The 15,558-nt window shown below is 61.7% G+C and carries 10 protein-coding genes; 1 reads left to right on the top strand and 9 read right to left on the bottom strand.

The genetic code is table 11. The annotated features are described in order from the left end of the window. Positions 1 to 16 precede the first annotated feature (16 nt). Complete coding sequence (locus tag ACZ89E_RS07920) at positions 17 to 2,554, bottom strand: PAS domain-containing hybrid sensor histidine kinase/response regulator (protein ID WP_476255295.1); 2,538 nt, start codon at positions 2,552 to 2,554, stop codon at positions 17 to 19. A gap of 131 nt (positions 2,555 to 2,685) precedes the next feature. Here ACZ89E_RS07920 and ACZ89E_RS07915 point away from each other — a divergent pair, with 131 nt between their 5' ends. Continuing rightward, a complete protein-coding gene (locus ACZ89E_RS07915) occupies positions 2,686 to 3,795 on the top strand; it encodes a PilT/PilU family type 4a pilus ATPase (protein WP_149661229.1) in 1,110 nt (369 codons plus the stop codon). Positions 3,796 to 3,820: 25 nt separating this feature from the next. On the opposite strand, the gene ACZ89E_RS07910 is transcribed toward ACZ89E_RS07915, so the two are convergent. The 8 genes from ACZ89E_RS07910 to ACZ89E_RS07875 all read right to left on the bottom strand — a co-directional run bounded on the left by ACZ89E_RS07910 (position 3,821) and on the right by ACZ89E_RS07875 (position 15,499). Then, positions 3,821 to 5,776, bottom strand: a complete 1,956-nt coding sequence (locus tag ACZ89E_RS07910; protein WP_476255294.1) for an acetoacetate--CoA ligase — start codon at positions 5,774 to 5,776, stop codon at positions 3,821 to 3,823. A gap of 139 nt (positions 5,777 to 5,915) precedes the next feature. After that, complete coding sequence (locus tag ACZ89E_RS07905) at positions 5,916 to 6,689, bottom strand: 3-hydroxybutyrate dehydrogenase (RefSeq protein WP_476255293.1); 774 nt, start codon at positions 6,687 to 6,689, stop codon at positions 5,916 to 5,918. Between the two features lie 7 nt (positions 6,690 to 6,696). Further along, positions 6,697 to 8,088, bottom strand: a complete 1,392-nt coding sequence (locus ACZ89E_RS07900; RefSeq protein ID WP_123407737.1) for a GntP family permease — start codon at positions 8,086 to 8,088, stop codon at positions 6,697 to 6,699. A gap of 302 nt (positions 8,089 to 8,390) precedes the next feature. Then, positions 8,391 to 9,806, bottom strand: a complete 1,416-nt coding sequence (locus ACZ89E_RS07895; protein WP_476255292.1) for a sigma-54 interaction domain-containing protein — start codon at positions 9,804 to 9,806, stop codon at positions 8,391 to 8,393. A gap of 152 nt (positions 9,807 to 9,958) precedes the next feature. After that, positions 9,959 to 11,533 (bottom strand): ABC transporter ATP-binding protein, encoded by a 1,575-nt coding sequence (locus ACZ89E_RS07890; RefSeq protein ID WP_476257029.1) that lies wholly within the window; start codon positions 11,531 to 11,533, stop codon positions 9,959 to 9,961. Between the two features lie 14 nt (positions 11,534 to 11,547). Beyond that, positions 11,548 to 12,570: an ABC transporter permease gene (locus ACZ89E_RS07885; RefSeq protein ID WP_149661224.1), complete on the bottom strand. Its 1,023-nt coding sequence runs from the start codon at positions 12,568 to 12,570 to the stop codon at positions 11,548 to 11,550. Next, positions 12,570 to 13,631: a microcin C ABC transporter permease YejB gene (locus tag ACZ89E_RS07880; RefSeq protein WP_149661223.1), complete on the bottom strand. Its 1,062-nt coding sequence runs from the start codon at positions 13,629 to 13,631 to the stop codon at positions 12,570 to 12,572. The genes ACZ89E_RS07885 and ACZ89E_RS07880 overlap by 1 nt, the downstream gene beginning before the upstream one ends. Then, on the bottom strand, positions 13,631 to 15,499 hold the full coding sequence (locus ACZ89E_RS07875; protein WP_476255291.1) for an extracellular solute-binding protein: 1,869 nt from the start codon (positions 15,497 to 15,499) through the stop codon (positions 13,631 to 13,633). The genes ACZ89E_RS07880 and ACZ89E_RS07875 overlap by 1 nt, the downstream gene beginning before the upstream one ends. Positions 15,500 to 15,558: the final 59 nt, after the last annotated feature.

Below are 15,558 nucleotides of genomic sequence, written 5' to 3'. Positions count from 1 at the left end.
GGGATTATGCCTTAACTCACTCCGGTTGGCCGATCATCGTGCGAATCTTGTTGGCCAGCAGGTCGATGGAAAACGGTTTGGCCACCATGTCCATGCCTTCTTCGAGGAAGCCCTGGCGTTCGGCGGCTTTCTCCGCATAACCGGTCATGAACAGCACTTTGAGGTCCGGGCGATGCTGACGGGCGATTTCCGCCAATTGCCGACCGTTCATTCCCGGTAACCCGACATCGGTCACCAACAGATCCACGCGCAAATCGGATTCAAGCAACGGCAGTGCGGCCCGGGCATCTTCCGCTTCATGGGCGTGATAACCGAGCTCATTGAGCAAATCGAGCACCAGCATGCGCACCGCCGGGTCGTCTTCCACCAGTACCACGGTTTCCCCGGCAATCGCCGAGGGCGCTTCGCCCGTAACCGGCAGCGAGGTGTCTTGCGGTGCGCCAAGGTGCAATCGTGGCAAGTACAGGCGCACGCACGTGCCCTGGTCCGGCACACTGTCGAGGCTGACATGCCCGCCGGATTGCTGGGCAAAACCGTAGATCATCGACAGCCCCAAACCGGTGCCCTGGCCGATGGGTTTGGTGGTGAAGAACGGATCGAACGCCTTGGCCAGCACCGACGGGGTCATGCCGGTGCCGTTGTCGCTGACGGCGATCATCAGATAGTCCCCGGCCTTGACCGACTCCAGCGGCGTAAGGTCGTTACCGTCGAGGTAGACGTTGGCGGTTTCTATCAGCAACCGGCCGCCATCGGGCATCGCGTCCCGGGCGTTGATCACCAGGTTAAGCAGGGCGTTTTCCAGTTGGCTGAGGTCGGTGCTCACCGGCCACACCTCGTCGGCCAGTTGCAGCACCAGTTCGATATGGTCGCCCTTGGTGCGGCTGAGCAGGTCTTCCAGGGAATGGATCAGCTCATTGGCGTTCAGCGGTTTGCGGTCCAGGGACTGACGCCGGGAGAACGCCAGCAGCCGGTGAGTCAGGGCCGCCGCGCGTTTGGCCGAGGACACCGCCGCTTCAGTGAAACGCCCGATCTCGGCGGCACGGCCATCGGCGATGTAGCGTTGCATCAGGTCGAGGCTGCCGATGATCCCGGTGAGCATGTTGTTGAAGTCATGGGCGATGCCGCCGGTGAGTTGACCCACCGCTTCCATTTTCTGCGCATGGCGCAACGCATCTTCGGCACGCTCGCGCTCAAACATCTCGTTTTGCAGGCGCTGGTTGGCTTCGGCCAGTTGCTGGGTGCGGGCGATCACCCGCTCTTCGAGGGTTTCATTGAGGTTGCGCAGGGCTTCCTCAGTCTGTTTGCGCTCGGTTTCATCGATCACAAAGATGTAGAAACCGTTGACCGCGCCGTCCGCACCGTGGCGCGGCAGGTAATTCATCAGGGCACTGCGGATGCTGCCGTCACGGTGCGCGGCGTCGATGCTGAACGAACAGGGCTTGCCGGTCAGCGCCTCGGCGATGTAGTGGGCGCGCAAGGCGTAGGCTTCGTCGCCGAGCACTTCCTGGATGGTCCGGCCGAACAGTTCCTGGGGCGTCAGGCCGTACCAGTCGAGGTACGCGGCGTTGTTCAGGCGAAAGCGTTCTTCGCGGTCGACGTAGCTGATCAGGATCGGCATCGCGTTGATGATCAGTTGCAGCTCGGTCTGACTCTGACGCAGGGCTTGTTCGGTGTGTTTGCGTTCGGTCAGGTCCAGGGCGGCGCCGAGAAAACGCATCGGCCGGCCATGGTGATCCTTGTAGCAGCGGCCCCGGGCAAACACCCAGCGCAGTTCGCCGTCGGGTTGCAGCAGGCGGTATTCTTCAGCGTACTCGGTGCCGTGGGTGATGCAGTGCTTAATGCTGCGCGCCACCATGCCCCGGTCTTCCGGGTGTACGCCGTGCAGGTACTCGCTGATAGGTAATTGGCTGGCCATCGTCGGGTCAACCCCGTGCAGTTGCGCAAAGTGCGCGTCGGCGATGAAGCGGTCTTCGCCGATGTCCCAGTCCCAAGTGCCGACCGCGTCGGTGGCGGCCAGGGCCAGTTGCAGGCGTTGTTCGGTTTCGTGCTGGGCCTTGAGGCTGGCGGCGGAGCGCTGTTCGAGTTCGAGGGCGATGCGTCGCCGTTCGTTGGTTTCGATGGCGGTGACCAGGATCCCGGCGACCTCGGCGTTTTCATCGCGGATCGGGCTGTAGGTCAAATCCAGCCAGAAGTCGGAATCGCGTCCGTCGCGTTGTAGGGTAAAGCGCTGTTCGCTGTAGGTCCGCACCTGGCCTTGTAGGACGGCGCTGTAGATCGGGTCGGTAAAGTCTTTTAATTCAGGCCATATCTGGTGCGTGGGCTGTCCGAAAGCGTGCGGATGCTTGTGGCCGGACAGCAAAGCGAAGCCGTCGTTGTAGATCTGCGTGAGCTGTGGCCCCCACAGCAGGAGCATGGGCATCGGCGAATGAATCACGATGTCCACCGCGGTGCGCAGGCTTTGCGGCCAGGTACTGGCGGCGCCCAGGGGGCTGCGGCTCCAGTCCAGTCGGGCGATCAGGGCCTGGGCATCGCTGCCGGTCGGTGATGCGTTCATCAAGATGTCCTGCACGTCAGTCGGTGTGGCTACGTCTACTATCCTTGCAGGGCGGTAGTCGCTGGATGACCCGAGGCGTCATGCTGTCGGGTCATATTTGCTCATTGAATGCTTCGCGGGTGCTTTTTGCCATGGAAATCGATTTATTGTTGCGGCAACTGGCCAGCCAGGAGGGCTCCGATCTGTACCTTTCCACCGGTGCGCCACCCAGCGCGCGGTTCGACGGTGTGCTCAAAGCCCTGTCCGATCAGCGGTTCAAACCGGGGGAAATCGCCGCCATCGCCGAATCCATCATGGACGCCGAACAGCGGCTGGAGTTCGATCGGGATTTGGAAATGAACCTGGCCATCTCCCTGGCCGGGGTCGGGCGTTTTCGGATCAATATCTTCAAACAGCGCAACGACGTGTCGATCGTGGCGCGCAACATCAAGCTCGACATCCCGCGTTTCGAAGACCTCAACTTGCCGGCGGTGCTGCTGGAAACGGTGATGCTCAAGCAGGGCCTGATGCTGTTTGTCGGTGCCACCGGCTCGGGCAAGTCCACGTCCCTGGCGGCCCTCATCGATTACCGCAACCGCCACAGCAGTGGCCATATCATCACCATCGAAGACCCGGTGGAGTATATCCATCGGCACAAAAAGTCGATCATCAACCAGCGGGAGGTCGGCGTTGATACCCGAAGTTTTCATGCCGCGTTGAAAAACACCCTGCGCCAGGCGCCGGATGTGGTGCTGATCGGCGAAATTCGTGACCGCGAGACCATGGAGCACGCCCTGGCCTTTGCCGATACCGGCCATCTGGTCATCTCCACCTTGCATGCCCACAACGCCAACCAGGCGCTGGACCGCATCATCAACTTCTTCCCGCAAGAGCGCCGGGAACAACTGCTGCATGACCTGGGCAACAACCTCAAGGCGTTCGTGTCCCAACGGCTGGTGCGCACCCTGGATGGGCAGCGGCGGGCGGCGGTGGAGGTGATGCTGGGGACGCCGACCATTGGCGACCTGATCCGGCGCAATGAGTTTGATGAGGCGAAAGGGATCATGGAGAAGTCGGCGGAACTTGGGATGCAGACGTTCGACGGTGCGCTGTATGGGTTGGTCGTGGAGGGGGCGATCAGCGAGGATGAGGCGTTGAAGCATGCCGACTCGGTGAATAATTTGCGGTTGCGGCTGAAGCTGCACGCCGATACATCGCCCAAAACCCAGCCACCGCCCGGTGAATGGGGCCTCATGGATTAACACCAGCCCCTACGGGGGCTTGGGTTCAGTCATTGAGTTCGGGGCGATTGCGAAATTGCTCCAACGCCTCGGGATTGGCCAGTGCATCAGTGTTTTTCACGGGTTGTCCGTGCACCACATTCCTCACCGCCAACTCCACAATCTTGCCGCTGATCGTCCGAGGAATATCGCTGACCGCGACGATCTTCGCCGGCACATGCCGGGGCGTGGTGTTGGCGCGGATGACCTGGCGGATCTGCTGTTGCAGGGTCTCATCGAGCGTGACGCCGTCCTGGAGGCGCACAAACAGCACCACCCGCACGTCATCCTGCCATTGCTGGCCGATGGCGACGCTGTCCAGCACCTGCGGCACTTTCTCCACCTGGCGATAAATCTCCGCCGTGCCAATGCGCACGCCGCCGGGGTTGAGCACCGCGTCGGAGCGACCGTGAATCATCATCGCGCCGTGGTGCAGCTGTTCGGCGTAGTCGCCCTGGGCCCAGACCCCGGGAAAAAGGCTGAAATAGGATTTGCGCAGCTGTTCGCCGTCCGGGTCATGCCACAGGCCGACGGGCATCGCCGGGAAGTGGCGAGTGCAGACCAGCTCACCTTTCTCGCCGATCACCGGTTGGCCGGCGTCATTCCAGACCTCGACCGCCATGCCCAGGCTTTTGCCCATGATCTCGCCACGGCGGACCGGCGACAGCGGATTGCCATTGACGAAGCACGAAACGATATCAGTGCCGCCGGACATCGAGGCCAGGCACACGTCCGCCTTGAGGTCGCGATAGACAAAATCGTAGCTCTGCGGTGACAGCGCCGAGCCGGTGCAGAGCAGGGTTTGCAGGCTGCTCAGATCGTGACTCTGCCGCGGTTTCAATCCACTGCTTTCCAGGGTCGCGAGGAACTTGGGGCTGGTGCCGAAGACGTTGATGCGCTCGTCGTCGATCAGGTCGATCAAGCGCTCCGGGCCGGGGTGGAACGGTGAGCCGTCGTACAACACCACGGCACTGCCGACCGCCAGGGCCGAGACCAGCCAGTTCCACATCATCCAGCCGCAGGTGGTGTAGTAGAACAAACGGCTGCCGGGGCCGAGATCGCCATGCAGCCCATGCTCCTTGGCGTGTTGCAACAACACGCCGCCGGTGCTGTGGATGATGCATTTGGGCACGCCGGTGGTGCCGCTGGAGTAGAGGATGTACAGCGGATGGGCGAACGGCACGGGGACAAAATCCGGTTCGCCGCCGATGTCGTAGAAATCGTCCCAGAGCGAGATGTTGGCCTGGGTGTGGAATTCGTCGATGTGCGTATGGGGTCGGGCGTAAGGCACGACGATCAACTGCTCCAGGGTGGGCAACCGTGCAAGGATCTCGTTGACCTTGGCGCGCTGGTCGATCTCCTTGCCGGCGTAGCGATAACCGGCGCAGGTAATCAGCACTTTGGGTTCGATCTGGCCGAAACGGTCGATCACCCCTTGGGTGCCGAAGTCCGGCGAGGAACAGGACCAGATCGCCCCGAGGCTGGTGGTCGCGAGCATCGCCACCAGGGTTTGCCAGGTGTTGGGCATGCACGCCGCCACCCGGTCACCCACGCCGACTCCGGCGGCTTTCAAGCTGTTCTGGAGGCCGGCGACATGGCTGGCCAGTTCGGCCCAGGTCAGTTGTTCACGCTGACCGTTTTCAGCCACGGCGACCACTGCCACGGCATCGTCGCGACGGCGCAGCAGGTGCTCGGCAAAGTTCAGGGTCGCGCCGGGGAACCACTCGGCACTGGACATGTGCGGGCCTTCGCGCAGCACGGCGTCGGGCTGGTCGTGGAAGCGGACATCGAAGCAATCGACGATCGCCTGCCAGAAGGCTTCCCGCTGATCGATGGACCATTGGTGCAGGGCAGGGTAGTCGTCGATCTTGAGGTGATGGCGCTGATTGACGAAGCGCCGAAAGGCCTCCATGCGGGTCTTGCCGATGCGCTGGGCGCTGGGTTGCCAGAGGATGTCGGACATGGCTTGCCTCTCTTTTAGTCAGATCGTTCCCACGCTCTGCGTGGGAATGCAGCCCGGGACGCTCCGCGTCCCAAAATCGGACGCAGGGCGTCCATTGAGGCATTCCCACGCAGAGCGTGGGAACGATCCGGGTGGCGGATTACTGCGCCAACCACCCACCATCAATATTCCACGCCGCGCCCCGCACCTGACTGCCGGCCTCGCTGCACAAGAACAGCACCAGCTCACCCAGTTGCGGCGGGGTCACGAATTCCAGGGACGGCTGCTTCTCGGCCAACAAATCATGCTGCGCCTGTTGCGGGTCAATCCCGGTGGCGGCGCGATCGTCAATCTGCTTCTGCACCAGCGGCGTCAACACCCAGCCCGGGCAAATGGCGTTGCAGGTCACCTGGGTGGTCGCAGTTTCCAGACCGACTACCTTGGTCAAGCCGATCACTCCATGCTTGGCCGCCACATAAGCGGCTTTGCCTACCGACCCCACCTGGCCATGAACCGAGGCGATGTTGATGATCCGCCCCCAATTCTTTGCACGCATACGCGGCAGGCACAGCCGGGTGCTGTGAAACACCGAGGACAAATTGATCGCGATAATCGAATCCCAGCGCTCCAGCGGAAAGTCTTCCACCGCCGCCACATGCTGGATCCCGGCGTTGTTCACTAGAATGTCGACGCCGCCGAACTCGCGCTCGGCGTAGGCGATCATCTCGGCGATGTCCTCGGGTTTGCTGACGTCCGCCGGGTGATGCCCGACCTTGCCGCCAAATTGCTGGACTTCGGCAATCACCTTCGCGGCATCGCCGAAGCCGTTGAGCACCACGTTGGCGCCGGACTTGGCCAGGCTCAGGGCGATGCCCAGGCCGATGCCGCTGGTGGAGCCGGTGACCAATGCGGTCTTGCCAGTCAGATTCGTCATGAATACCTCACACAATGCCAGTGGCGTAGAAAGTGCCGATCACCACAAAAACCGCCAGGGTCTTGATCAGCGTAATACAGAAAATGTCTTTGTAGGCTTCGCGGTGGGTCAGGCCGGTGACCGCGAGCAGGGTAATCACCGCGCCGTTGTGCGGCAGGGTGTCCATGCCGCCGCTGGCCATCGCCGCCACCCGGTGCAGCACTTCCAGCGGAATGTTTGCGGCGTGGGCGGCGGCGATGAAGTCATTGGCCATCGCCGCGAGAGCGATGCTCATGCCGCCCGAGGCGGAACCGGTGATACCGGCCAGCAGCGTCACGGTAATCGCTTCGTTGACCAGCGGGTTGGGAATGCTTTTCAGCCAGTCGGCCAGCACCAGGAAGCCCGGCAACGAGGCAATCACCGCGCCGAAACCGTATTCCGATGCGGTGTTCATCGCCGCCAGCAGTGCGCCGCTGACCGCACTTTTGCTGCCTTCGGCCAGTTTGCTTTTGATCGCGCGGAAACCGAACGCCAGCACCATGAGGATGCCGATCAGCAGTGCCGCTTGAACCGCCCAGATGGCGGTGAGCTTGGCGATTTCGGTGGTCACCGGCGTGGCCATGCCTGGCAGCGCGAGGCTGTGGGTCTTGCCGTACCACTGCGGGATCCACTGGGTGAACAGCAGGTTCATGATGCCCACCGCCAGCAGTGGCGACAGGGCGATCCACGGGTTCGGCAGCTTGATGTCTTCGGCGGTTTCCGGCTCGTTGCGCAGTTCGGTGCCGTAACCTTCACCGGCGCGCTGAGCCTTGTTGCGTTGGCGCTGGAGGAACAGCATGCCGGTGCAGAATACGAAAATCGTCCCGATCAAACCCAGCCACGGCGCCGCCCAGGCGGTGGTGTTGAAGAAGGTGCTGGGGATGATGTTCTGGATTTGCGGGGTGCCGGGCAGGGCGTCCATGGTGAAGGAAAACGCGCCGAGGGCGATGGTCGCCGGGATCAGGCGTTTTGGGATATTGCTCTGGCGGAACATCTCGGCGGCAAACGGATACACCGCGAACACCACCACAAACAGCGACACGCCGCCGTAGGTCAGCAACGCGCAGACCAGCACGATCACCAGCATCGCCTGGCGGGTGCCGAGCAGTTTGATCGCGGCCGCCACAATGGAGCGCGAAAAGCCCGACAACTCAATCAGCTTGCCGAACACCGCACCAAGCAGGAACACCGGGAAATACAGTTTGATGAAGCCGACCATTTTCTCCATGAACACCCCGGTAAACGCAGGGGCGACGGCGGAAGGGTCGGTGAGCAGGACGGCGCCGAGGGCGGCAATCGGGGCAAAGAGGATAACGCTGTAGCCACGGTAAGCAGCCAGCATCAACAGCGCGAGGGCTGCCAAGGCAATGATCACACTCATGGGTGTGTCTCTCCTGAATTGTTATTTTTGTAAGGTGGATCTTTTGTAGAGGAGGGCTTTAGCGGGAATCGTGCCAGGTGGTTAAGGTGTTGAAATATAAGGGGATATTGGTTTTACCTGGTGATTTTTTCAGACTTTTGTCTCTGTTTTGAGATGGATGGTGATCTGGCGGGCGCTTTCGCGGGCAAGCCTCGCTCCTACAAGTGCGAGGTGTAGGCATAATCCGCGAACGCCACAAAGCCCTGTAGGAGCAAGGCTTGCCCGCGATGGCGTACTTTCTACCAACAGAGATCAATGTCTCGTTATTGAGACTCTGCAATCCCCAACGCCACCATCTTCTTGTACAACGTCGACCGCCCAAGCCCCAACCGCGCCGCCGCTTCAATCACCTTGCCGCCACAGTGCGCGAGCGCCGATTCAATCAACTGCCGATCAAACCGCTCCCGAGCCTCACTGAACGTCTCATGGCCGACGGATTCAATCGCCTGCGCCGACACCCGCGTCACCGGGGTCAATGTGCCGATCGCCGCCCGAATATCCGTCGCAGTCAACATCAAGTCATCGCTAAGCAACGCCGCGCGTTCCAACACATTGCGCAGTTCGCGGATGTTCCCCGGCCAGGCGTGTTGGCCCAGCAGGTCCAGTGCCTCGCGGTTCAACTCGTGCTGACTGCGCAGCTCTTCGAGAATCGCTTCGCTCAGGGCCGGGATGTCGTCGAGGCGGTCACGCAATGGCGGGACCTGGATGGGCAGCACGTTGAGGCGGTAATACAGATCGGCACGAAACTCGCCGCGCTTGATCGCCGCTTCCAGATCCGTGGAGGTCGCCGCAATCACCCGCACATCGCTCTGGATCACTTCGTTGGAGCCTACAGGCTCGAATTCTTTTTCCTGCAACACCCGCAGCAATTTGCTTTGCAGAGGCAAGGGCATGTCGCCGATCTCATCGAGGAACAGGGTGCCGCCCTGGGCGATCTGTAACTTGCCGACCCGGCCCTTGCGGTCCGCGCCGGTAAACGCGCCGGGGGCGGTGCCGAAGAACTCGGCTTCCAGCAATGCCTCGGGAATTGCCGCGCTGTTGATGCTGACAAACGCCTTGTGCGCCCGGGGCGATGCCCCGTGGATGGCTTGGGCCAGCAACTCCTTGCCGGTGCCGGTTTCGCCGAGCAGCAACACCGGCGACTCGGCGCTGGCACTGCGCCGGGCACGGCGTTTGACTTCCAGGCTGGCGGCGCTGGTGCCGATGAAATGGGCGAAGTTGTACTTGGTTTGCCGCGCCCGTAGCAGCGAGCGGGTGGAAGCCAGTTCTTCCTGCATGCTCAGGTAGCGCTTGAGCATCGGCGACAGGCTGCGCAATTCGTCGAACAGCGCAAAGCCGATGGCGCCGATGACCGCGCCGGCATCGTCGTGAATTGGCAGGCGCATCACCACCAGCGGTTCCTTGGGCGTGTCCTGCATGTCCAGCAGGATCGGGCGGCCGGTGCGCACCACGTCACGCAGCAAACTGCCGGGGATCACGCTTTCACAGGCTTTGCCGATCGCGACCTCCGCTGATTCCAGGCCGAAGCGCCGGGCGTAGCGTTCGTTCATCCAGACGATATTGGCGTCGCGATCGACAATCACCGTGCCTTCGCTCGATTGCTCGATGATCTCGAACAGCGAGCGGATCGCCAGCAGGCGCACGCGCTGGTAGTCCTTGAGGCTTTCGGTGGTGTTCATGTTTGTCATGTCCGGAATGTGTGTTGTTTGTCAGGGCCTCTTCGCGGGCAAGCCTCGCTCCTACAGGGGAGGTGGCGTTCACGGGTGGCGCGTTTACCTCGTACCTGTAGGAGCGAGGCTTGCCCGCGAAGGCCGCGCCGCAGTTTCGAGATTCAGCCCGGATGCGCCGCCGCCAACAGCTCTTTGGTATACGGATGCTGCGGTGAATCGAACACGTCATGGCTGGCACCGCTTTCCACAACCTTGCCGTCCTTGATCACGATCATGTCATGGGCCAAAGCGCGCACCACCGCCAGGTCATGGCTGATAAACAGATAGGTCAGGCCATGCTTTTTCTGCAGGTCGCGCAGCAGGGCGACCACCTGCTTTTGCACGGTGCGGTCCAGGGCCGAGGTCGGTTCGTCCAGCAGGATCAGCGCTGGCTTGAGCACCAGCGCCCGGGCGATGGCAATGCGTTGCCGCTGACCACCGGAAAACTCGTGGGGATATCGATCACGGCTTTGCGGGTCGAGGCCAACTTCTTCCAGGGTCCGAATCACTTCGGCCTTACATTGCTCGGCGGTCAACTGGCTATGCACTTCCAGGCCTTCGCTGATGATCTGCGCCACCGACATCCGCGGGCTCAAACTGCCAAACGGGTCCTGGAACACCACCTGCATTTTCTTGCGCCACGGTCGCAGCTGCTTTTGCGTCAAGCCGTCCAGTGCCTCGCCCTGAAAGCGAATGCTGCCTTCGGAGTCGAGCAAACGCAGGATCGCCTGGCCGAGGGTGGACTTGCCCGAGCCGGACTCGCCCACAATGCCCAGGGTCTTGCCACGCTGGATGTTGAGGCTGATGCCATCCACTGCGTGCAACCAGGTCTTGCGCTGGAACAGACCGCCGCCGAGAGCGAATTTGACCCGCAGGTTGTCGACCTCCAGCACGTTCTCGCGTTCGTCCCGGGGCAGGGCTTCGCCTTCCGGTTCGGCGTTCAGCAACACGCAGCTGTAAGGGTGCTTCGGTTCGTTAAACAACGTCTCGCAAGGGGCTTGCTCGACGATTTCCCCGGCCTTCATCACGCACACGCGCTGGGCGATGCTGCGCACCAGATTCAGGTCATGGCTGATCAGCAACAGCGACATGCCGAGCCGTTGTTGCAGGGATTTGAGCAGCAGCAGGATTTTGCGTTGCACCGTCACATCCAGGGCGGTGGTCGGCTCGTCGGCGATCAGCAACTCGGGCTCGCAGGCCAGGGCCATCGCGATCATCACCCGTTGCCGCTGGCCACCGGACAGTTGATGTGGATACGCTTTGAGGCGTTCCTTGGGGTGCTTGATGCCGACCAGTTCCAGCAATTCGAGAATCCGCGCCTGCGCCGCTTTGCCGGCCAGGCCTTTGTGCACCAGCAGGGTTTCGCCGATCTGCTTTTCGATGCTGTGCAGCGGGTTCAGCGAGGTCATCGGCTCCTGGAAAATCATCGCGATCCGGTCGCCGCGCAGCTTGCGCAGGGCCTTGGTATCGGCGCCGACCAGTTCCTGGCCGCGATAGCGAATACTGCCGGTCGTTTCAGTGCCGATTTCCGGCAGCAATTGCAGGATCGAATGGGCCGTCACCGATTTGCCCGAACCCGACTCGCCCACCAGTGCCAGGCATTCGCCGGGGCGGATATCCAGGCACAGGTTGCGCACCACGGTCTGGCCACTGAAGGTCACGCTCAGGTCACGGATTTCGATCAGGTTGTCGCTCATGTCATCGGTCCGCTTCATGATCTGGGGTCAAAGGCATCACGCAACGCCTCGCCAATGAACACCAGCAAAGAAAGAATCAGCGCCAGGGTGAAAAACGCCGTCAACCCCAGCCACGGTGCTTGCAGATTCTGCTTGCCCTGGCCGATCAGCTCGCCCAGTGAGGCGCTGCCGGCCGGCATGCCGAAGCCGAGAAAGTCCAGGGCCGTGAGGGTCGAGATCGCGCCGGTCAGAATGAACGGCAAGTAACTCAAGGTCGCGTTCATCGCATTGGGCAGGATGTGCCGCACGATCACTTTGCGGTCGGTCAGGCCCAGCGCCCGGGCAGCCTTGACGTATTCCAGGTTGCGCCCGCGCAGGAATTCGGCGCGCACCACGTCCACCAGGGCCAGCCAGGAAAACAGCGCCATGATCCCCAGTAGCCACCAGAAATTGGGCTCGACGAACCCCGACAGGATGATCAGCAGGTACAGCACCGGCAGCCCCGACCAGACTTCCAGCAAACGTTGCCCCAACAAATCGACCCAGCCGCCGTAATAGCCTTGCAGCGCACCGGCGGCAATGCCGATCAGCGCACTGACAAAGGTCAGCATCAGGGCAAACAGAATCGACACCCGGGCGCCGAAAATCACCCGGGCCAGCACATCCCGCGCCTGGTCGTCAGTGCCCAGCCAGTTGACCTTCGACGGTGGGCTCGGCGCCGGTTTGTTCAGGTCGTAATTGGGCGTGTCATCGCTGAACGGGATCGGCGGGAACAACAGCCAGCCGCCATCCTGCTTGATCAGCTTCTGCACATAGTCGCTGCGGTAGTCGGCCTGGAACGGCAGTTGCCCGCCGAATTCCTGCTCGGTGTGGCGCTTGAACGCCGGGAAATACAACGAGCCCTGGTAACTGACGATCAGCGGCTTGTCGTTGGCGATCAGTTCGCCACCGAGGGTCAGCAAAAACAAGCCGATAAACAGCCACAGCGACCACCAGCCCCGGCGATTTTTCTTGAAGCGTTCGAAACGACGACGGCCCAAGGGCGAGAGCTTGAACATCAGGCGTTCCTCGCGGCGAAGTCGATACGCGGGTCGACCAGGGTGTAGCACAGGTCGCCGACCAGTTTTATCAAGAGGCCGAACAGGGTGAAGATGAACAGCGAACCGAAGACCACCGGATAGTCCCGTGATACGGCAGCTTCGTAGCTCATGCGGCCCAGGCCATCGAGGGAGAAAATCACCTCGATCAGCAACGAACCGGCAAAAAACACGCTGATGAAGGCCTGGGGGATCCCCGATACCACCAGCAGCATGGCGTTGCGAAACACGTGGCCGTACAGCACCCGGCGCTCGCTCAAGCCTTTGGCGCGGGCAGTCACCACGTATTGGCGCGTGATTTCATTGAGGAAGGAGTTCTTGGTCAGGATCGTCAGCGTGGCGAAGCCGCCGATCACCAGCGCGGTAACCGGCAACACCAGGTGCCAGAAGTAATCGGCGATCTTGCCCACGGTGGACAGCGACTCGAAGTTGTCCGAGACCAGGCCGCGCACCGGGAACCAGTTCAACGATGTGCCGCCGGCAAACACCACGATCAGGAACATAGCGAACAGGAACGCCGGCATGGCGTAGCCGATGATGATGGCGGTGCTGCTCCAGATATCGAAGTGGCTGCCGTGATGCACCGCTTTGCGGATGCCCAAGGGGATCGACACCAGGTAAGTGATCAGCGTCGCCCAGAGCCCGAGGGAAATGGTCACTGGCATTTTTTCGAGGATCAGGTCGGTCACCGTGGCGCCGCGGAAGAAACTCTTGCCAAAATCCAGCCGCGCGTAGCTTTTGAGCATCAGCCACAGGCGTTCCGGGGCCGGCTTGTCGAAACCGTATTGTTTTTCGATCTCTTTGATCAGTTGCGGGTCGAGGCCTCGGCTGGCTCGGGAGCTGTTGTGCATCGTCTCGCTGGAACCGCCGCCGACCTGGGCGCCGCCGATGCCTTGCAGGTGCGCGATGGCCTGTTCCACCGGACCACCGGGCGCGGCCTGGACGATCACGAAGTTAACCAGAAGAATGATCACCAGCGTCGGGATGATCAGCAGCAAACGCCGTACTATGTACGCCCACATCAGCGCGGCCCTCCGGATTTGCCGCGCTTGATCAGTTCGGCGGTCATCTGTTCGTTGGTCAGCGGGGTGGAACTCACTTCCCACCAGCTCTCGATGGCTTCGTCATTGCTCGCTTGCACGCTGGGAATGCCGAAGCGATTCCACCACACCGTCGAACTGCCGGGCGGGTAATAGTTGGGAATCCAGTAGTAATTCCATTGCAGCACCCGATCCAGGGCGTGGGCATAGTGCAACATGTCGGCCTGGGTGTTGGCGCGGATCAGGCCGCTGATCAACGTATCCACCGCCGGGTTCTTCAGCACCATGTAATTGTTGGCGCCGGGATCGTTGGCGGAGGCCGAGCCGAAGTAGTTGACCAGTTCGCCGCCGGGGGAGGTGGTCACCGGGTAGCCGGTGATGATCATGTCGTAGTCCCTGGACATCAGGCGGTTGACGTATTGGGACGAGTCGATGCGACGGATGTTGAGGTCGATACCGATCTGTTTCAGCGTGCGCTTGTAAGGCAGCAGCAACCGGTCGATACCGTTCTGGCTGGTGAGGAAGGTAAAGCTCAGCGGCTCGCCCTGGGCATTCACCAGCTGATCGCCATCGGGTTTCCAGCCGGCCTGTTCGAGCAGCTCCAGGGCCTGCAATTGCTTGTCGCGGATCACGCCGCTGCCATCGGTCTTGGGCGCTTCGAAGACCTGGGTGAACACTTCATCGGGAATCTGCCCGCGCAAGGGCTCGAGAATCGCCAGCTCAGCGGCATCCGGGAGCTTGCGCGCCGCCAGGTCGGTGTTGGAAAAGAAGCTCTGCTGGCGGATGTAAAGGCCGCGCATCATCTGCCGGTTGCTCCATTCGAAATCCCAGAGCATGGCCAGGGCCTGGCGCACACGGCGGTCCTGGAATATCGGGTTTTGCAGGTTGAAGACGAATCCCTGGGCTGTTTGCGGTGCGTCGGTGGCCAGGTGGGCCTTGCGCAGGCGACCGTCGCTCAGGGCCGGACCTTCGTAGCCGATGGAGTAACCGGTGGCGGAGAACTCGCGGTTGTAGTCGTAGGCGCCGCCGCGCAGCACCTGGCGGGCGACGTCGGTGTCGCCGAAGTACTCGATGCTGAAATGGTCGAAGTTATAGAGGCCGCGGCTGACTGGCAGGTCCTTGCCCCACCAGTCGGCGTTGCGCTCGAAGGTAATGCTGCGCCCGGAGTCGACCTTGCTGACCCGATACGGGCCACTGCCCAGCGGGGGTTCGTAACCGCCGCCGCTGGCGAAATCGCGGGTCTTCCACCAATGCTCGGGGAATACCGGCAAGGTTGCGATGTCCAGGGGCAGGGTGCGGTTTTCGTTGCTTTTGAAGTCGAACCGGACGGTCAGCGGTGACTCGACTTCAACGCCTTTGACGTCGGCGAACTGGGTGCGGTAGCGCAGGCTGCCCTGGGTCATCAGCAGATCGAAGGTGTAGCGCACATCTTCGGCAGTGATGGGCTGGCCATCGGTGAAGCGTGCCTTGGGGTTCAGGTAGAAACGCAGGGACAGACCGTCCTCGGAACGCTCCATCTTCTGCGCCACCAGACCGTACACCGTATAGGGCTCATCCTGCGAACGCTGGGCCAGGGGTGAGTAGAGCAGGCCATCGATCTGGTTCACGCCGATGCCCTTGTCGATGTAGGGCAGCACATGGTCGAAGTGACCGATCTCAATGGCCGAACGGCGCATCGTGCCGCCCTTGGGTGCTTGCGGGTTGGTGTAGGCGAAATGACTGAAGCCCGGGGGATATTTCGCCGGTTCGCCATACACGGTCAACGCGTGTTGCGGTGCTGCATTCACACCAGCGGCACTCAGCAGCAGGGCCACGGCAGTGAATATCAAAGTGGGGAAAGCCAGTCGCATTGTCAGCCTTAGAGCCGGGTGATCGATAACCACAATTTGTACGCTAGCAGCGCGTCACT

Source organism: Pseudomonas sp. TE3899 (genome assembly GCF_056279105.1).
Note: the sequence above shows the minus strand (reverse complement) of the source record. Positions and strands in the feature narration are given on the sequence as shown.